The following is an 18,640-nucleotide window of genomic DNA, read 5'->3' on the forward strand; positions in this document are numbered from 1 at the left end:
GGCTACGGGGTGCAGCGGGTCTACACGGACGACCGCTCGCTCGACGAGACGATGACGGTGCGCGACCGCGACGTCGTGCTGGTGCCGCGCGGATACCACCCCGTCGGGGCGGCGCACGGCTATACGCTCTTCTACCTCAACGTGATGGCGGGGCCGCGGCGCAGCTGGCGCTTCCACAACGACCCCGACCACGCCTGGCTCACGACGGCGTGACGCCTCACCCGGCGCTGGGGCGGCGCGTCGGCGCCGTCACGAAGGCGGCGTTGCCGTAGGCGCCGAAGACCACAGGCCGGGCCGTGACGCCGAGCGCGGAACGGATCTCGGCGAGGGCGCGGTGTTCGGCGGGGTGGATCACGCCGTCGGCCGGGATGATGGCGCGGCACAGGCGCACCAGCGCGGAGCAGATCCGCGTCCGCCCCGCGATGCGGGCCAGCTTCTCGCGCGCCATCTCGGCGCCCACCTCCGGGTCGAAGCGGAAGTTGGCCTCGTGGGTGGCGAGCTCGTCGAGCACGGCCGCGCGGTCGAAGGTCGCCAGGGCGGCATCCTCCTCCAACAGCGACAGGAACCGGCTGCGTTCGGCGACGGCCATCTCGCCGTCGGCGTGGGTGATGAGCGCGACGCCGGCGATCAGGGCATCCCGAAACGCCGGCTCGCGGAACTCCGCGGCATCGGCGGCGAGATCGGACGGCGGACGGGGGGAGCGGTAAGCCAACGAAACCTCCAAGGATCGACATGGGGGCTGGGCGAGGGCGCCGTCGTGGCGGGAGGCTGGCCCCGGACCCCGACGGAGCGGCGACGGGGGTTCGGAACCCCGCGTCTCGCGCAGACTGATCCGACATCACGCCGCCCGACGGTGCGGACGGCGCCAGAGGGGCCCGGTTCAGTGGGTCGAATCTGTCGCCGCCGGGCCGGCGGATCAAGATGGAAGCGGATTACATCTCGTCCATGCGGGCGGGCGTCACTGGCCGGACCAGATCTTCCGGTAGGCGTCGCGGTATCCGTTGGCCGGGTCGTAGAGGTTCTTGGGGCCGCCGTCGAAAGCGATGTTGGCCGCCGTGACGAGGTGGACGCCGCCGACGTAGCCCGACCAGGGTTGCTTGGCGAAGGCGCGGTTCAACTCGTCGACGAGTTGCCAGCCCTGCTCCTGCAGGGGCTCCGGCACGGTCGCGACCTGGTACTGCTGGGCGCGGATGCGCTGGAACGCCGATTCCGAGCCGTCGCCCGCCGAGATGTTGTGGGGCGCGTCGGTGCCGGCCTGGCCCGCCGCCGCGAGCGAGGCCGCCATGAAGTCATAGTAGAGGTCGTTCACCGCCAGCGAATAGGTCCATTTCGCGCCGAAGCGCTGCAGCAGCGACGTGGTCAGCTGCGGCATGCGCGTCGAGGCCTCGGTCATGGGCGAGTCTTCGAGGGTCAGCACCGTGCAGCCCGCGCATTTCTTGATGTCGGCCTCCATCATGCGGGCCTTGCCGATCGCCATCTCGTAGTTGGAATCGCCGAAGATCACCACGCCGGCCTTGCCGCCCGACTCCACGATGGCGAGGTCGGCCGCCGTCTGCGCGACATCGGAGATGCGGGTGTTGACGTTGGCGAACATGCCGGTCTTGGGGTCGGGGCCCGGCGCCACCGTGGCGTGCCAGCCCACATAGGGGATGCCGGCCTGTTTCAGCCCGTCGAGCGCGGCATTCTGCTCGATGGCGTCGAAGCCCCCCACCACGATGCCGTCGGGCTTCAGCGCGATGGCCTGGTTCAGCGCCGCCGTACGGGCCGAGATGTCGCCGCGGCCGTCGAGCACGCGAACCGTCCAGCCGATGGCCTTGCCGGCCTCCTCGACGCCGCGCGACACGCCCTCGGTGCCGCCGTTGCGCATGTCGCCCGCGAGGTAGATGACGGTCTTGCCCGGCACGGCCTTGGGGCCGGTGGTGGGGCCGTCCCAGGTGCCGGCCGCCTGGGTGGCCTTGGCGACCCGGGCCTTGGCGTCGGCCAGTTCGTCGGCGTGCGCGGCACTCGCCAGCACGGCCAGGGCGCAGGCGCCCCCGAGCAGAATCGTCCTCATGCGTGGTTTCCCCCTACGGCGCGCGCCGGTTCGGCGCGGCATCCGGATCTCGTGCCCGGTGGCCGGGAGGGTCGTGGTTCACAGGGTGGCTGTCAATGCGTCGCCCGCCACGGACCGCGGACCGCCGGGGTCTCGCGCGCCTTCGCCCGAGGCGGCGTCGAAGCGGCGTTGCGCGGCGGCGATCTCGGGGTGGTGCCGGTGCGCCCAGGCCCCCAGCGCCTCCACGGGCTCCCACAGGGAACGGCCGAGGCCCGTCAGCGCATAGTCGACGCGCGGCGGCATGGTGGCGAAGACCGTCCGGGTCACGAGGCCGTCCCGCTCCAGTCCCCGCAGCGTCAGGCTCAGCATCCGCTGCGAGATGCCGCCGATGTCGCGCTTGAGGTCGTTGAACCGCCGCGGGCCGGGCCCCAGCGCCCGCACGATGAGCACGCTCCACTTGTCGCCGACCCGGGCCAGCACGGGCGCCACCGCGGCGCAGGCCGGCGCATCGCGGCCGCCGCGCGGCGGCACGGTATCACGGCTGTCATCAGGTCCCATGAATGTGCCTCCTTGCGCGGGATTCCGCCCGCCAGCATAAGACTGCGGTTACGATCTGTAACCATGAGACACGCCATGAAGCTCCTCCACATCGACAGCTCCATCCTCGGCGACGCTTCCGTCAGCCGGGCTATCTCGGCCGCCATCGTCGCCTCGCTGAAGGCGGCCCACCCCGGCATCGCCGTCACCTACCGGGACCTCGGCGCGACGCCGATCCCGCATCTGTCGGGCGCCTATCTGGCCGGCCAGAGCGCCGACGTGAAGCACGACCAGGCCCTGCAGGAGGACGTCGCGCTCGGCGGCCAGGCGCTGGCCGAGTTCCTCGACGCCGACATCGTCGTGGTCGGGGCTCCGATGTACAATTTCGCCGTGCCGAGCCAGCTCAAGGCCTGGATCGACCGCATCCTCGTGGCCGGCAAGACCTTCCGCTACACCGCGTCGGGGGCCGAGGGCCTCGTCCACGGCAAGCGCGTCATCCTCGCGGTGTCGCGCGGCGGCATCTACGAGGGCACGGCGGCGGCGGCCGTCGAGCACCAGGAGTCCTGGCTCAAGGCGGTGTTGGGCTTCATCGGCGTCACCGACGTCGAGGTGATCCGCGCCGAAGGCATCGCCTACGGCCCGGAGCATCGCGAGAAGGCCCTCAAGGCCGCGCAGGACCAGGCCGCGGGCCTGAAGGCCGCGTGACGTCGCGGGTCCCGTCGTCGATGCAGCCCCTCGCCGAAGCGGCGTCCAGGGCTTAGAAGCGGGTCCGACGAATCCGCGCCGGCCGTCCGCGCCGGCGTGCAGCACGAGGCTCCGCATGCCCCCCTATCGCATCGCCGTGATCGGCATCGGCAAGATCGCCCGGGACGAACACCTGCCGTCCATCGCGCGCGACCCGCGGTTCACGCTGGCCGGCGTCGTGAGCGGCAGCGGCGCCAGCGTCCCGGGCGTGCCGACCTTCCGCGAGGCGGCGGCGCTCTATGCCGCCGTGCCGGACCTCGACGCCGTCGCGATCTGCACGCCGCCGGGCCCCCGCACCGCCCTGGTGCGCGAAGCGCTGGCGGCGGGCGTCCACGTCCTCATGGAGAAGCCCCCCACCCCCACGGTGGGCGAGCTGCGCGACCTCGCGGCCGTCGCCGAGCGGGCGAAGCGCGTGGTCTTCACCACTTGGCATTCGCAGTACAACGCGGCCGTCGAGGCCATGCGGGCGCGCCTCGCCGGGCAGAAGCTCGGGCGGCTGGCCATCACCTGGAAGGAGGACGTGCGCCGCTGGCACCCCGGCCAGGACTGGATCTGGCAATCGGCCGGCTTCGGGGTGTTCGACCCCGGCATCAACGCCCTGTCGATCCTGACCCGGATCATGCCGGAACCGGTCTTTGTCGACAGCGCCACGCTGCTCACCCCCGCCAACCGCGCCATGCCCATCGCGGCCACGATCGCCTTCACCAGCCCGGCCCTGGCCCCGGGCGGCACGCTGACGGCCGAATTCGACTGGCGCCAGACCGGCGAGCAGACCTGGGAGATCGCGGCCGACCTCGCGGGCGGCACGGCCCTGCGGCTGACCGGGGGCGGCACGACGCTCAGCGTCGACGGCACCGTGGTGGAGGACGCGCCCCGGCACGAATACGACCGGATCTACGCGCGTTTCGCCGACCTCCTCGCCGCCGGCACCAGCCTCGTCGACATGGCGCCCTTCGAGCTCGTCGCCGATGCCTTCATGGTGGGGCGGCGCGAGGCGGTCGAGCCCTTCCTGGATTGAGCGCCGGCCCGTGACGGTCGATGCCGACCACGAAGCGGGCGGACTCGCCCTCGCCATGCCGCTCGTGGCGCTGGCCGGCTGGGTGGACGCGCTCGGCGTCGTGCAGTGGCACGGGCTCTACGCGTCCTTCATGAGCGGCAATTCCACGGCGCTCGGGGCCGCCCCGACGGTCGGCGACTGGCATGCCGCCTGGGACGCCGGGCGGGCCGTGCTGGTCTTCGTCGCCGGGGCGGTGGCGGGCGAACTGATCGGCCCCGCCGCGCGGGCCTGGCGCGGCCCCGCCATCCTGGCTGCGGAAGCCGCCTGCCTGTGGCTCGCCGTCGCGGCCGAGCACGCCGGCTGGGGCCTGCCGGCGGTGGCGGGGGCGACGGGCCTCGCCATGGGGCTGCAGACCGCGGCGGTCCACAAGGTGGGCGGAACCGGCATCGCCCTCACCTACGTGACCGGGACGCTGGTGAGCCTCGGGCGCGGCATCGCGGCGGCGCTGCGCGGCACGGCACCCTGGCGCCGGGCCCTGCCCTTCGCGGGCTGCTGGCTGTCGCTCGTCGCGGGGGCGGCCGCGGGCGGGCTGGTGGCCCGCACGGCGCCCGGCGGGGCGCTCGGCATCGCGGCCGGGATCGCCACGGCCGCCGCGGTCCTGACGTCGGCCGGCGTGGCGGGGCGGCGCCGGGCACTGGCGTCGTGACTCCGGCGCAGGCCCCTGCGGCTCGGGCCCGCACGGCGTCAGCATCGTGCAGGGCACGATCGATGTCGCCGGGCGTGTCGCGGTGAGCGCCAGCGGCGCAGCGCTCGCCCATCGGGGCGCCGTCCATCCCGATGATTCCGTCGCGCTCGCGACGGCAGGATGGACATGGCGAGGCTCCTGTACCACTGTCCGGGCGCCGGAGCTCCGTCGGGGGAGCGCCCCGGGCCGATCCGTGGGCGACGGGTCGCGGCAGCCGGGGCGGCCGCCGCGCGGGACGCCGGAGGGACCGGCAGGACGGGGACGGCGCGTCCATCGTGACCGCGCCAGACGGTGAGCGGGCGGGCTGAGATATGTCAATGATGCTGACGTATTTTGCGGCACGGGAGACGGCCCTTGGCTGAGCCCGGCACCGGCCCGGAGCCCGCCGGTGAGGCTCCGCTCTTCGACCTGATCGAACTCTTCTTCTTCGCCTATCGCGACTTCACGGCCGATGCCGACCGGCAGCTCGAAGCGCTGCAGTTCGGACGGGCCCACCACAGGGTGCTGCATTTCGTGTACCGCAATCCGGGCCTGACGGTCGCGGCGCTGCTCGACATCCTCAAGATCACCAAGCAGAGCCTCAACCGCGTGATGAAGGACCTGACGGACGGCGGCTTCATCGAGGTGCGGACCGGCGTCAGCGACCGGCGCCGTCGCCTGCTGCAGGCCACGCCCGAAGGGTGCCGCCTCGCCCTCGACCTCGCCCGGCTGCATTCCGAGCGCTTCGAGCGGGCGCTGGCCCCCCTGCCCGACGCGGTGCGGCCCCAGGCCGTCGCCTTCCTGCTCGGCATGATCGACACGGCCGAGCGGCCGCAGGTCGAGGCCCTGGTCTGGGGGGCGCCACCGCCCGACCCCGATCGGCCCGCGGGGCGCGACGCCGGCCCGCACCGGCTCGGCGCCCGGGAGCAGGCGGCGTGAACGGCGCCTCGCTCGAGGAGCGCGCCGCCCCCCTGGCCGACGACGCCGCCCACCTCCTGCTGGTCGACGACGATCGCCGCATCCGGGAACTCCTGTCCCGGGTGCTCGGCAAGAACGGCTACCGCGTGACCCTGGCGGCCACGGCCGCCGAGGCCCGGGCGCAGTTGAAGTCCTTCGCCTTCGACCTGCTCGTCCTCGACGTCATGATGCCGGGCGAGACCGGCATCGCCCTCGCCGCCGACGTGCGCCGCACGTCGGAAGTGCCCATCCTGATGCTGACGGCGCTCGACGAGGCCGATGACCGCGTGCGCGGGCTCGAGGCCGGCGCCGACGACTATCTCGCCAAGCCCTACGAGCCGCGCGAGCTGCTGCTGCGGATCGCCTCGATCCTGCGGCGGGCCGCCCCCCGCCAGCCCAAGCCCGACGGCGTCGCGCGGTTCGGCCCCTTCGCGTTCCACCCCGAACGCGGCGAGCTGCGCCAGGGCGACGAGCCCATCCGCATCACCGACCGCGAGCGCGACATGCTGGCCATCCTCAGCGCGGCCGGCGGCGCCACCGTGTCGCGCGAGGACCTCGCCGGGCTCGCCGGCGCCGAAGGCGGCAACGAGCGCGCCGTGGACGTGCAGGTGAACCGCCTGCGCCGCAAGATCGAGAGCGACCCGGCCAACCCGGCCTTCCTGCAGACCGTGCGAGGGCTGGGCTATCGCCTCCTCCTCGATCCGTGACCTCCGGCCGACGCGCTTCTCGGACGGGACCGGCCCGGCGCCGGACCGCCCGGGGCCGCCCGCCGCCGAAGACCGCACCGAGCTCCCGGCTGCGGCCGCCGCCCCGCCCCGCGCCCGCCGGCGGCCGTGGTTCCGGGCCGTGCGGCTCATCGCCGACGCGCTGCCGAAGCGGCTCTATTCGCGGGCGCTGCTGATCCTCATCGTCCCCATGCTGCTGCTGCAATGCGTGGTGGCCTACTTCTTCATGGAGCGGCACTGGCAGTCGGTGACGTTCCGGCTGAGCCAGGCGCTGGTGCAGGACATCGCCGCCACCATCGACCTCTACCGCAGCCTGCCGGCGGGCGACCCGACGGAAGCCCTGGAGCGCATCGCGTCGAACCGGCTCGGGCTCGACGTCGACTTCCTGCCGCCCCAGCCGCTGCCGCCGGCCCTGCCCAAGCCCTTCCTGCAGCTGCTCGACCGCTCGCTGTCGAGCGAGATCCGCAAGCAGATCGGCCTGCCCTACTGGATCGACACGGTCGGGCGCTCGAACTTCATCGAGATCCGCATCCAGCTCGACACGGCGGTGCTGCGCGTCATCGCGCGCCGCTCGGCCGCCTATGCGTCGAACTCCTACATCTTCATCCTGTGGATGGTGGGCACGTCGCTGGTGCTGATCGTGATCGCCACGGCCTTCCTGCGCAACCAGATCCGGCCGATCCTGCGCCTCGCGGTGGCGGCCGAGAACCTCGGCAAGGGCCGGCTCATCGAATACCGGCCCAACGGCGCCACGGAAGTGCGGCGGGCCGGATACGCCTTCCTGGAGATGCGGCGGCGCATCGAGCGCGCCGTGGAACAGCGCACCACCATGCTGAACGGGGTCAGCCACGACCTTCGCACCGTTCTGACGCGCTTCAAGCTGTCGCTCGAACTCTTCGACGACGGGCCCGACGCCCAGGCCATGCACCGCGACATCGACGAGATGGGCCGCATGCTCGAAGCCTACCTCGCCTTCGCGCGGGGCGACGGCGGGGAATCCTCGGTGATGACCGACATGCGCGGGCTGATCGAGGAACTGCGGTCCGACGCCGAGCGCCACGGGCAGGCCACCACGGTCTCGGTCACGGGCGAGACCGGGGTGATCCTGCGCCCCGACAGTTTCAAGCGCTGCCTGTCCAACCTCGTGGGCAATGCCGGGCGCTACGGCTCCCGCACCGAGATCGTGGCGCGCCGCGACGACCGCTTCTTCACCATCCACGTCGACGACGACGGTCCCGGCATCCCGGCCGACAAGCGCGAGGACGTGTTCCGCCCCTTCTACCGGCTTGACGCGGCTCGCAACCAGGACCAGGGCGGCACGGGGCTGGGCCTCGCCATCGCGCGCGACATCGCGCGTTCGCACGGCGGCGACATCCAGCTCGGCGAAAGCCCGCTCGGCGGCCTGCGCGCCACCGTGCGGGTGCCCGTGTGACGGCAGCCCGTCGGCTCGCCACGCGTCCCGTGCCGGCGGCGACGCCACCTCACCCGCCCTCCTCCTCCGTCACGGCGCTTCGGGCCCGCTCAGCCCGAGGGAGGCGGGGGAGAAGCGGCGGAACCGGCCGCCGTGGGTCGAGGGCCGGGGACGCTTCCATCCTCGCCGGCCCCCCGGAGGGCGAGAAGTCCGGACAGGCCTAGCGCCACGGCGAGGACCACGCCGGACAAGGCCACGACGCCGTTCCAGCCCCCGTGCACAAAGGCCAGCCCCCCCGTCCAGCCGACGAGGCTCGAGCCCGTGTAGTAGCTGAAGAGGTAGAGGGAGGCGGCCTGGGCCCGGCCACCGCCGGCCGCGATGCCCACCCAGGCCGACGCCACCGTATGGGCGCCGTAGAACGCGAAGGTGAGCAGCGCCATGCCGAGCAGGATGACGACGACATTCGACGACAGGGTCAGCGCCGTGCCGGCCGCGAACAGCACCACCAGGGCGGGGAAGATGCGGCCGCGCCCGAGCCGGCCGGCGAGGTCGCCGACCCAGGCCGAGGAGGCGATGCCGACGAGGGCGATGGTGAAGATCAGGCCCACGGCGGTCTGGCTGAAGCCGTAGGGCGGCGCCATGAAGCGATAGCCGAGGTAGTTGTAGAGCGAGACGAAGACGCCGAGCAGCAGCATCCCTTCGAGGTAAAGAAGCACTTGCGTCGGATTGCGCAGGAGGCGCGCGAAGCCCGCCGCCAGGGCGCGCGGTCGCGGCGAGCCGCGACGGAAATGGCGCGACGGCGGCAGGGCGAGCACGAAGACGACGCTCGACAGCAGCGCCAGCGCCCCGATGACGAAGAGCCCCAGCCGCCAGGAGCCGAGATCGGTGAAGCCGCCCACGATCAGCCGGCCGGCCAGCGCCCCGAGCCCGGTCCCGCCGATGTAGAGGCCCATGGCGAGCCCGATGGAGCTGCGGTCCATCTCCTCGCCGACATAGGCCATGGCGGTGGCCGGCAGGCCGCTGAAGGCGATGCCGGCGAGCGCCCGGATCACCAGGAGGCTGGTCCAGTCCGGCGCGAAGGCCGAGCCGATCATCAGCGCCGACGAGGCGAACAGCGACAGCACCATGACGGGCTTGCGGCCGTAGACCTCCGACAGCGAACTCGCCACCAGCATGGCCACGGCGAGACACTGGGTCGTCGCCGACAGCGACAGGCTGGCGGTCGCGGCATTCACGCCGAAGTCGTGGCCCAGCACCGGCATGATGGGCTGGACGCAGTAGATCAGCGCGAAGGTGGTGAAGCCCGCCGCGAAGAGCGCCACGTTGGCGCGCACGAAGTCGCCGGTGCCTCGCTGGATGAAGCGTTCGACATCGTCGAGCGCTGCCGCCGCCGCTTGGGCCACGACGGCGAGATCGGGTTCGGATGGGGACATGCCGGCGTTCTGGGCCGCCCCGGGGTGCGTGGCAAGTCGGCGCCGGCCGCTCGCCCCCCACCTCGCCGCTGACGTCGACATCTGCTATTCTACGTCAGGCTCGATGCGAGCCGATGAGGAACGCCGCCGCATCGGCTCGTGACGCGGATCCTCGGACGGCGGTGCGGGGGGCGGCCGTGGATCCCACAGATTCGACCCTGATCGACGGCTTCTATGCAGCCGCCCTCGACGCCGATCTCTGGCCCGGCATCCTCGAGCGCCTGGCGGAAGCCTTCGGCGGGCGGCAGGCCACGCTCTATGCCCACGACCTTCGGCATCGCGGCTCCGACATCCAGGCGCAATGGGGCGTGGAGGCGGGGTTCGCTCGGTCCTACGTGGCCCATTTCGGCCAGGTGAACCCGTTCGTCGCGGGCGTCGCCCGGCTGGCCGTCGGGGTCTCGGCGGCGGCGGAGGACCTCGTCGCGGCCCGCCTCTACACGGAGTCCGAGTTCTTCCACGACTGGGTCCGCCCCCAAGGCTGCCGCGAGTTCCTGACCACGACCCTCGTCCGGGACGGCGGCGCCGTCACCGGCATCACGGTTCTCAGGGGCACGCGCGCCTTCTCGACGGAGGAGCGGCGCCGCTGGGACCTGCTCACGCCGCACGCGACCCGTGCCATGCAGGTCCACCGTCAGCTGCATCGCGCGAGGCTCCTGCGCGACGGGGCGCTCCAGGCCCTGGAGGCCCTGTCGGTCGGGGCGATCCTGGTCGACGAGCGGCCGCGGGTCCTGTTCGCGAACCGCTGGGCCGAGCGCTGCTGCGGCCGCGGCCGCGGGCTCGACATCCGGCAGGGATGGCTGCGCGGCGACACGCCGGCCGCGACCGAACGGCTCGCCGTCACGGTCCGCGCCGCCATCGCGAGCGCGGCGGAGCCCGTGCCGCGCCGCGGCGCCGTGCTCGTCATGCCCCGCGCCGCGGGTGCGGGCCTGCCGGTCCTGGTCAGCCCCCTCCAGGCGGGGATCCCGGCCGGCATCGACCGGCCGGTCGCGCTGGTCCTGGTCGGGGGGCCGCGCGGCCTGCGCGCCCGGCGCGAGGACGTCGCCCGGACCTTCGGCCTGACGCCGGCCGAGGCCGGAGTGCTCGTCGGGCTCGTCGACGGGCGATCGCTGTCCGACTATGCCGCGACGGCCGGCATCGCGGTCGAGACCGCTCGCAAGCACCTGCGGCACGTGCTGGCCAAGACCGGGACGGTCCGGCAGAGCGACGCGATCCGGCGGGTCCTCGAGGACCTGGTGCTGACCGCGGCATCGCCTTCGACGTCGGTGCTGGACGCGGGCGACGCGGATGGGTGAGGGCGGGGCGCGACCCGTCGCGCCGTCAGGGAACCGGCGGACGGTCGGCGACGCGAAGGTCGATCCATCGGTTCGGGCGAAACAGCATCGCGGCGGCGAACCACGGCAGGCTCGGGTGCGGGGCGCAGACGAGATGGACGTCCGCGGTCCCGACATCGACCACGATCGTCGGCGAACCGCACCAATCCACCGCGAGCCGCACCTCGTGGCGCCCCGCGCCGACGTCGCAGCGGAACGCCTCGCCCTGCCTCAGCGTCCCGATCCTGGTGTCGTCGACCAGGACCGAATAGATGCGGAGGCCGTCCGCGAAGGCGCGGCCCCGCGTGACCGTGATGCTCGCCATGGCTCCCCCTCCGGCAGGCGCTGGACCCCATCATGCCGCAACGAGCCGACGCCGGCCAATCCCGCCGAGGGCCGATCCGGCGCGGCCGACGCGGCGTCAGGACCCGTGACTGGACCGAACCTTCGCCCGAACGCCCCTGGCACCGTCGCGTGATCGCCGTCGGTTTCGAGGAAAGCGCAACCCTTTCACAAGGTGCTAGGCCCCCGGCCGGCTCTCCCCGCGCGGTGCGCGCCCGCGGGCGAGGGCCCGCAGCAGCAGCGCCACGGCCGCGGCGCCGAGCGCCAGGTCCAGCACCGACAGCGCGGCGCGGCCCTGCCACAGGCTGGCCGCCGCGAAAGCCGCCAGCGCGATATTGGTGACGAACACCCGGCCCAGCACTTCGCGCACGCCGCAGCCGCGCGCGGTGGCGACCTGGTAGAAGTGATGGCGGTGGGCTTCCCACACCCGGTCGCCGCGGCGCAGGCGCCACAGCAGCGTGAGGCCGCTGTCGGCGATGGGGTAGAGGACGAGCAGCACCGCAGCGACGAGGCCGCCGTGGCCGGCGAGATCGAACAGCGCATAGGCGGTCAGCAGCCCGACCGCGAGGCTGCCGACGTCGCCCAGGAACAGCCGGGCGACCGGCCTGTTGAAGGGCGCGAAGCCCAGCATCGCCCCGAGCAGGCACAGCGCCACCAGCCCGGCGGGGGCCGACAGCAGGCCGGCGAACCAGAACAGCGCCAGTGCGGCCGTGGCCGGGACGGCGTCGGCCACCGTCAGCCAGTCCATGCCGTCCATGAAATTGGTGAGGTTGACGAACCAGGCGCCGCCCACGACCAGCAACAGCCGCTCGGCGGCCAGCGGCAGCCAGGGCAGCACCCGGGCCCCTTCCGGAAGGGCCGAGACCGCGAGCCCCATGGCGATGAGCTGCAGGGCGAGGCGCGGCAGGGGCGGCAGCGGGTGGATGTCGTCGACCGTGCCGACGGCGCCGACCAGCAGGGCAGCCGCCAGCACGGTGGCGAGGCGGAGCGCGTCGCCGGGGCCGAGCGCGAGCGTCGAACCCGGCTCCGGCATCGCCGGGCCCCAGGCCGCGCCCCAGGCGGCGAGGGCCGCCGCGCCCGCCGCGGCGGCCGGCACGAGCGCCCCCAGCACGGCGATGCCGCCGCCCTGCGGGGTCGGGGTGCGGTGGGCGGACCGGGCGTTGGGGCGCGCCAGGGCGTAGCGCACCAGCAGCGGGTGGAGGAGGCGGACCAGGAGGGCGGCGCCGAGCGCCGTCGCCCCGACGAGGCCGAGCCCCGCCAGGACCGCCGCGACCCCGGGCGACGGGGCCGTCACGCGGCCGGCCCCGGCATCCGCCCAGGCCCCATCGAGACTTCCATCACGGCTCCCATGCATGTCGCGTCTTGTTGCCGTTCATCGATCGACCTTATATCAGCGCCAACCCCGCGACTGACCCAGAGCGCCCGATGCCCGGACATTTGTCCCCCCACCTCCGACGCCTCGAATCCGAGGCCATCCATATCATGCGTGAGGTGGTGGCCGAATTCCGCAAGCCGGTGATGCTGTATTCCATCGGCAAGGACTCGACCGCCATGCTGCATGTGGCGCAGAAGGCCTTCTACCCGGCGAAGCCGCCCTTCCCGCTGCTGCACGTCGACACGACCTGGAAGTTCCGCGAGATGATCGCGTTCCGGGACGAGGCCGCGAAACGGGCCGGCATGGAGCTCATCGTCCACATCAACCAGGACGGCGTCCGCCGCGGCATCTCGCCGGTCGCGTCGGGTTCGTCGGTCCACACCCAGGTGATGAAGACGGAAGGGCTGCGCCAGGCGCTCGACGAGCACGGGTTCGACGCCGCCTTCGGCGGGGCACGGCGCGACGAGGAGAAGAGCCGCGCCAAGGAGCGCATCTTCTCGCACCGGTCCGAGGCCCATGCCTGGGACCCCCGCAACCAGCGGCCGGAACTCTGGCACCTCTACAACACCCGCATCCGCCAGGGCGAGAGCATGCGGGTGTTCCCGCTGTCGAACTGGACCGAGTTCGACGTGTGGGACTACATCCAGGCCGAGGATATCCCGGTCGTGCCGCTGTACTTCGCCAAGGCACGCCCCGTTGTGCAGCGCGACGGCGCCCTCATCATGGTGGACGACGAGCGCCTGCCCCTGAAGAGCGGCGAGACGCCCGAGATGCGCCGGGTGCGCTTCCGCACGCTCGGCTGCTACCCGCTGACGGGCGCCGTCGAATCCGAGGCCGAGACGCTGGACGCCGTGCTGGCGGAGATGCGCGACTCGACCACGTCGGAGCGCCAGGGCCGGCTCATCGATTCGGACGAGGCCGGCTCTATGGAAAAGAAGAAGCGGGAAGGGTATTTCTGATGTCCGGCGACGCGAACCATTTCGCCCTCCCCACGCTGCGCTTCCTCACCTGCGGCTCGGTCGACGACGGCAAGTCGACGCTGATCGGACGCCTGCTCTACGAACAGAAGTCGATCTTCGACGACCAGCTCTCGGCGCTGGAGCGCGACTCCAAGAAGCACGGCACGGTCGGCGACGACATCGACTTCGCGCTGCTGGTGGACGGCCTCGAGGCCGAACGCGAGCAGGGCATCACCATCGACGTGGCCTACCGCTATTTTTCCACGAAGAAGCGCGCCTTCGTGGTGGCCGACACCCCGGGCCACGAGCAGTTCACCCGCAACATGGCGACGGGCGCCTCCAACGCCGACCTCGCCATCCTGCTGGTCGATGCGAGGAAAGGCCTGCTGCCGCAGACGCGCCGCCACGCCTACATCGTGTCGCTGCTCGGCATCCGCGACGTGGTGCTCGCCGTCAACAAGATCGACCTCGTCGGCCATGACCAGCACGTCTTCTCCGCCATCGTGCAGGACTTCGAAGCCTTCGCGGCGCGGCTCAACTTCCGCTCCGTCACGCCGATCCCCGTCTCGGCGCGCTACGGCGACAACCTGTCCGAGCCCTCGACCGCCATGCCCTGGTACACGGGGCCGACCCTGGTGGGCTTCCTCGAGACCGTGGAGGTGCGCGACGAGCGCGCCGCCGGCCCGTTCCGCCTGCCGGTCCAGTGGGTCAACCGGCCCGACCTCGACTTCCGCGGCTATGCCGGGACGATCGCGGGCGGGCGCGTGGCGCCGGGCGACGAGGTCGCGGTGTCGGCCTCGGGCCGCACGACCCGCGTCACCCGCGTGATCGCGTCCGGGGCGGAGGTCGAGGCCGCCGTCGCCGGCGATGCCGTGACGCTGACGCTCGCCGACGAGATCGACATCGCCCGCGGCGACCTGCTGGCCGACCCGAAGGCCCGCCCGCCCGTGGCGGACCAGTTTGCCGGCCACGTCATCTGGATGAGCGAGGAGCGCCTGCTGCCGGGCCGCTCCTACCTCATGAAGATGGCCACGAAGGTCGTGCCCGTCACGGTGACGGACCTGAAGCACCGGGTCGACATCAACTCGCTCGAACACAACGCGGCCAAGACGCTAGGCCTCAACGAGATCGGCTTCTGCAACTTCGCCGCCTCCTCGCCCATCGCCTTCGACCCCTACCGCGAGAACCGCGACACCGGCGCCTTCATCCTGATCGACCGCGCCACCAACGCCACGGCGGGGGCGGGCCTCGTCGACTTCGCGCTGCGCCGCGCCACCAACATCCACTACCAGGACCTCGCCGTCACCAAGCAGGCGCGCGCCGCCTTGAAGCACCAGAAGCCCGCCGTGCTGTGGTTCACCGGCCTGTCGGGCGCCGGCAAGTCGACCGTGGCCAATGCGGTCGAGACCAAGCTCCACGCCCGCGGCGTCCACACCGTGATGCTCGACGGCGACAACGTGCGCCACGGCCTCAACAAGGACCTCGGCTTCACCGACGCCGACCGGGTGGAGAACATCCGTCGGGTGGGCGAGGTGGCCAAGCTGATGGTGGAGGCCGGCACGGTGGCGCTCTGCTCCTTCATCTCGCCCTTCGCGGCGGAGCGCCGCATGGTGCGCGAGCTGCTGGAGCCGGGCGAGTTCGTCGAGGTCTTCGTCGACGCGCCGCTGGAGCGCTGCATCGCCCGCGACCCGAAGGGCCTCTACAAGCGGGCCCTGGCCGGCGAGATCCGCAACTTCACCGGCATCGACCAGCCCTACGAGCGGCCCGAGCAGGCCGAGATCGTGCTGGCGGCGGGCGACGCCACCCCCGATGCTCTCGCCGACGAGGTCATCGCCACCCTGGAAGAGCGCGGAATCATCCAGCGGTTCTGAGGAGGAACGCGCGACACCGGCCGGCCCCGCCACGGCGGGGCCGGCGCGGCACGCGGACGCAGCCCGGCGAGGCCACCCGCCACCGCGCCGCAGGGGCATTCACCAATTGTCGGACAAAGCGTGAGGGACTGCTAAACATCGTTTGACAGCGACGCCAACCGCCCCATTAATGCGCCCGTCCGAGCGGTGAACACGCCGCCGGGTTGGACGGATTCGACCGCGCGGACCTCCATTCGAGGCCGTTTGCCGCGGTTTTCGCAAGGGAGTGGAACGTGATCAACAGACGGACGTTTGCCGGCTTGGCGCTCGGCGCGATGGCCCTGTCCTCGACCGCACTGACGCCGGCCTACGCCGCCAAGGGCGACCTCATCGGCGTCGCCATGCCGACCAAGTCGTCGGCCCGCTGGATCGACGACGGCAACAACATGGTCAAGCAGCTCGAGGCCAAGGGCTACAAGACCGACCTGCAGTACGCCGACGACGACATCCCGAACCAGCTCGCCCAGATCGAGAACATGGTCACCAAGGGCGCCAAGGTGCTGGTGATCGCCTCCATCGACGGCACGACGCTGACCGACGTGCTGCAGAAAGCGCATGACGCCGGCGTGAAGGTCATCGCCTACGACCGCCTCATCAAGGGTTCGCCGAACGTCGACTATTACGCCACCTTCGACAACTTCAAGGTCGGCGTGCTGCAGGGCACCAGCATCATCGATTCGCTCGGCCTGAAGGACGGCAAGGGCCCGTTCAACATCGAGCTGTTCGGCGGCTCGCCGGACGACAACAACGCCTACTTCTTCTACGACGGCGCCCTGTCGGTGCTCGGGCCCTACATCAACTCGAAGAAGCTCGTCGTGCAGAGCGGCCAGACCGGCATGAGCAAGGTTTCGACCCTGCGCTGGGACCCGGCCGTGGCGCAGTCCCGCATGGATAACCTGCTCTCCGCCTACTACACCAACAAGAAGGTGGACGCGGTCCTGTCCCCCTACGACGGCCTGTCGATCGGCATCCTGTCCTCGCTGAAGGGCGTGGGCTACGGCTCCGGCGACATGAAGTACCCGGTCGTGACCGGCCAGGACGCCGAAGTCCAGTCGGTGAAGTCGATCATCTCCGGCGAGCAGACCTCGACGATCTACAAGGACACCCGCGAACTCGCCAAGGTCGTGGTATCCATGGTGGACGCGCTGCAGAACGGCTCGCAGCCCGAGATCAACGACACCAAAACCTACGACAACGGCAAGAAGGTGGTCCCCTCCTACCTGCTGAACCCGGTCCTCGTCACCAAGGCGAACTGGAAGTCGGTCCTGGTCGACGGCGGCTACTACAAGCCCGCCCAGCTCGGCCAGTAAGACCAGCCACGGGCCCGCGCGGCGCCACCGCGCGGGTTTTCCGGAGCGCCTTCGCCTCGGCGAATGCGCTCCGACGCCGATCGGAGGCTCGGACCGGCATGGCCCGTCCCGCCGACCTCCCCGGGGACAGGCTCGCGCCGAAGTTGCGCGACCGAGATCGACCGGTTAGCCTCAGCCACAAACTCGCCGACGAGCAGCGGACACAAGTGACAGCATGAGCGCGATCCTGGAAATGCGAGGGATCACCAAGACCTTCCCGGGCGTGAAGGCGCTCGACAACGTCAACCTCGTCGTGCAGCCCGGTGAGATCCACGCCATCTGCGGGGAGAACGGCGCCGGCAAGTCGACGCTGATGAAGGTCCTCTCCGGGGTCTACCCGCACGGGTCCTACACGGGCGACATCCTCTACGAGGGCAAGACGGTCTCGTTCCGCGACATCTCGGAATCCGAGCACCTCGGCATCATCATCATCCACCAGGAGCTGGCGCTGGTGCCGCTGCTGTCCATCGCCGAGAACATGTTCCTCGGCAACGAGACGGCGCGCTTCGGCATCATCGACTGGGACCGGGCCTTCGCCCGCACCCGCGAACTGCTGGCCCTGGTGGGGCTCGACGAGAATCCCGAAACGCTGATCACCAACCTCGGCATCGGCAAGCAGCAGCTGGTCGAGATCGCCAAGGCGCTCGCCAAGAAGGTGAAGCTGCTGATCCTCGACGAGCCCACGGCGTCGCTGAACGAGAGCGACAGCGAGAAGCTCCTCAACCTGCTGCTCGGCTTCAAGAAGCAGGGCATGTCGTCGATCATCATCTCGCACAAGCTCAACGAGATCTCGAAGGTCGCCGACCAGATCACGATCATCCGGGACGGCACGTCGGTCGAGACGCTCGACTGCCGGCGCGACGCCATCACCGAGGACCGCATCATCAAGGGGATGGTGGGCCGCGACATGGAAAGCCGCTACCCGCCGCGCGAGCCCAAGATCGGCGGTCCGCTGCTCGAGATCCGCAACTGGAACGCCTTCCACCACGTCCATGCCGACCGGGCGGTCTGCCGCAACATCAACCTGACGGTGCGACGGGGCGAGATCGTCGGCGTCGCCGGCCTGATGGGCGCGGGCCGCACGGAACTCGCCATGAGCGTCTTCGGCCGCTCCTACGGGCAGAACATCTCCGGCGAGGTCCTGCTCGACGGCAAGCCCGTGGACGTGTCGACTATCACCAAGGCCATCGCGGCCGGCATCGCCTACGTCACCGAGGATCGCAAGCAGCTCGGCCTCGTGCTCGACGAGAACATCACCAAGAACACCACGCTGGCCAACCTGCCCGGCGTCTCCAAGGCCATGGTGATCGATTCGGACCGGGAATTCGTCGTCGCCAGCGACTACCGCTCCAAGCTGAACATCCGCTCCTTCGGCGTCGAGCAGCAGGCCGTCAACCTCAGCGGCGGCAACCAGCAGAAGGTCGTGCTCAGCAAGTGGCTGTTCACCCGGCCCGAGGTGCTGATCCTCGACGAGCCGACCCGCGGCATCGACGTCGGCGCCAAATACGAGATCTATGCCATCATCAACGCGCTCGCCGAGGAGGGCAAAGGCGTGCTGATGATCTCGTCGGAGATGCCCGAGCTGCTCGGCATGTGCGACAGGATCTACGTCATGAACGAGGGCCGCTTCGTGGGCGAGTTCCCGGGGCGCGAGGCGACCCAGGAAACCATCATGCGCGCCATCATGCGATCGAAGGAACTCAACTGATGAGCTCAGTCAACGTCCCGGGCGGGATCGACCCCGCGAACGTCGCTCATCCCACGCCCGGTTCCCTGCCGCCCGCCAAGACCGGGAC

The 18,640-nt window shown here is 71.3% G+C and carries 18 protein-coding genes; 12 read left to right on the top strand and 6 right to left on the bottom strand.

Features of this window, described 5'->3' with window-relative positions; translation table 11 throughout:
• Positions 1 to 213 (top strand): 5-deoxy-glucuronate isomerase (locus D3272_RS02260; RefSeq protein ID WP_207210108.1); only part of this gene is annotated, 213 nt, incomplete at its 5' end.
• A 4-nt stretch (positions 214 to 217) separates the two neighbouring features.
• On the opposite strand, the gene D3272_RS02265 is transcribed toward D3272_RS02260, so the two are convergent.
• From D3272_RS02265 to D3272_RS02275, 3 genes are all read right to left on the bottom strand, one after another.
• A complete protein-coding gene (locus D3272_RS02265) occupies positions 218 to 712 on the bottom strand; it encodes a tellurite resistance TerB family protein (RefSeq protein ID WP_165361182.1) in 495 nt (164 codons plus the stop codon).
• Positions 713 to 958: 246 nt separating this feature from the next.
• Entirely contained in the window at positions 959 to 2,053 is a 1,095-nt protein-coding gene (locus tag D3272_RS02270) for a substrate-binding domain-containing protein (RefSeq protein WP_129217476.1), read from the bottom strand.
• 78 nt (positions 2,054 to 2,131) lie between these two features.
• Positions 2,132 to 2,590 carry a winged helix-turn-helix transcriptional regulator gene (locus D3272_RS02275; RefSeq protein WP_129217477.1) on the bottom strand — a complete coding sequence of 153 codons (459 nt, stop codon included), beginning with the start codon at positions 2,588 to 2,590 and terminating at the stop codon, positions 2,132 to 2,134.
• Between the two features lie 75 nt (positions 2,591 to 2,665).
• Between D3272_RS02275 and D3272_RS02280 the strand changes: the two genes are divergently transcribed.
• From D3272_RS02280 to D3272_RS02305, 6 genes are all read left to right on the top strand, one after another.
• Entirely contained in the window at positions 2,666 to 3,274 is a 609-nt protein-coding gene (locus D3272_RS02280; protein WP_129217478.1) for an FMN-dependent NADH-azoreductase, read from the top strand.
• Between the two features lie 115 nt (positions 3,275 to 3,389).
• The gene (locus D3272_RS02285) at positions 3,390 to 4,331 is read left to right on the top strand and encodes a Gfo/Idh/MocA family protein (RefSeq protein WP_129217479.1); all 942 of its coding nucleotides are present in this window, start codon (positions 3,390 to 3,392) and stop codon (positions 4,329 to 4,331) included.
• 10 nt (positions 4,332 to 4,341) lie between these two features.
• On the top strand, positions 4,342 to 5,016 hold the full coding sequence (locus D3272_RS02290) for a YoaK family protein (protein WP_245496339.1): 675 nt from the start codon (positions 4,342 to 4,344) through the stop codon (positions 5,014 to 5,016).
• A 393-nt stretch (positions 5,017 to 5,409) separates the two neighbouring features.
• Complete coding sequence (locus D3272_RS02295) at positions 5,410 to 5,973, top strand: MarR family winged helix-turn-helix transcriptional regulator (RefSeq protein ID WP_245496340.1); 564 nt, start codon at positions 5,410 to 5,412, stop codon at positions 5,971 to 5,973.
• On the top strand, positions 5,970 to 6,698 hold the full coding sequence (locus tag D3272_RS02300; protein ID WP_129217482.1) for a response regulator: 729 nt from the start codon (positions 5,970 to 5,972) through the stop codon (positions 6,696 to 6,698). The genes D3272_RS02295 and D3272_RS02300 overlap by 4 nt, the downstream gene beginning before the upstream one ends.
• A gap of 139 nt (positions 6,699 to 6,837) precedes the next feature.
• Positions 6,838 to 8,148 (top strand): ATP-binding protein, encoded by a 1,311-nt coding sequence (locus D3272_RS02305; RefSeq protein WP_245496341.1) that lies wholly within the window; start codon positions 6,838 to 6,840, stop codon positions 8,146 to 8,148.
• An 89-nt stretch (positions 8,149 to 8,237) separates the two neighbouring features.
• Here D3272_RS02305 and D3272_RS02310 read toward each other — a convergent pair whose 3' ends face one another.
• Positions 8,238 to 9,560: an MFS transporter gene (locus tag D3272_RS02310; RefSeq protein ID WP_129217483.1), complete on the bottom strand. Its 1,323-nt coding sequence runs from the start codon at positions 9,558 to 9,560 to the stop codon at positions 8,238 to 8,240.
• Between the two features lie 176 nt (positions 9,561 to 9,736).
• Here D3272_RS02310 and D3272_RS27110 point away from each other — a divergent pair, with 176 nt between their 5' ends.
• The gene (locus D3272_RS27110) at positions 9,737 to 10,891 is read left to right on the top strand and encodes a helix-turn-helix transcriptional regulator (protein ID WP_165361183.1); all 1,155 of its coding nucleotides are present in this window, start codon (positions 9,737 to 9,739) and stop codon (positions 10,889 to 10,891) included.
• Between the two features lie 25 nt (positions 10,892 to 10,916).
• Here D3272_RS27110 and D3272_RS02320 read toward each other — a convergent pair whose 3' ends face one another.
• Entirely contained in the window at positions 10,917 to 11,234 is a 318-nt protein-coding gene (locus D3272_RS02320; protein ID WP_129217484.1) for a hypothetical protein, read from the bottom strand.
• 195 nt (positions 11,235 to 11,429) lie between these two features.
• The gene (locus D3272_RS02325; protein WP_245496342.1) at positions 11,430 to 12,545 is read right to left on the bottom strand and encodes an MraY family glycosyltransferase; all 1,116 of its coding nucleotides are present in this window, start codon (positions 12,543 to 12,545) and stop codon (positions 11,430 to 11,432) included.
• Positions 12,546 to 12,676: 131 nt separating this feature from the next.
• Between D3272_RS02325 and cysD the strand changes: the two genes are divergently transcribed.
• The 4 genes from cysD (at position 12,677) to mmsA (ending at position 18,552) form a co-directional block, all read left to right on the top strand.
• On the top strand, positions 12,677 to 13,585 hold the full coding sequence (cysD, locus tag D3272_RS02330) for a sulfate adenylyltransferase subunit CysD (RefSeq protein ID WP_129217486.1): 909 nt from the start codon (positions 12,677 to 12,679) through the stop codon (positions 13,583 to 13,585).
• Positions 13,585 to 15,456, top strand: coding sequence for a sulfate adenylyltransferase subunit CysN (cysN, locus tag D3272_RS02335; protein WP_129217487.1), 1,872 nt, complete (start codon positions 13,585 to 13,587; stop codon positions 15,454 to 15,456). Before cysD ends, cysN begins: the two co-directional genes overlap by 1 nt.
• Positions 15,457 to 15,770: 314 nt before the next feature.
• Complete coding sequence (chvE, locus tag D3272_RS02340) at positions 15,771 to 16,805, top strand: multiple monosaccharide ABC transporter substrate-binding protein (RefSeq protein ID WP_129217877.1); 1,035 nt, start codon at positions 15,771 to 15,773, stop codon at positions 16,803 to 16,805.
• A gap of 214 nt (positions 16,806 to 17,019) precedes the next feature.
• Positions 17,020 to 18,552, top strand: a complete 1,533-nt coding sequence (mmsA, locus tag D3272_RS02345) for a multiple monosaccharide ABC transporter ATP-binding protein (RefSeq protein WP_129217488.1) — start codon at positions 17,020 to 17,022, stop codon at positions 18,550 to 18,552.
• Positions 18,553 to 18,640: the final 88 nt, after the last annotated feature.

Origin of the sequence: Lichenibacterium ramalinae (assembly GCF_004137085.1) — a bacterium.
GTDB classification, from domain to species: Bacteria; Pseudomonadota; Alphaproteobacteria; order Rhizobiales; family Beijerinckiaceae; genus Lichenihabitans; species Lichenihabitans ramalinae.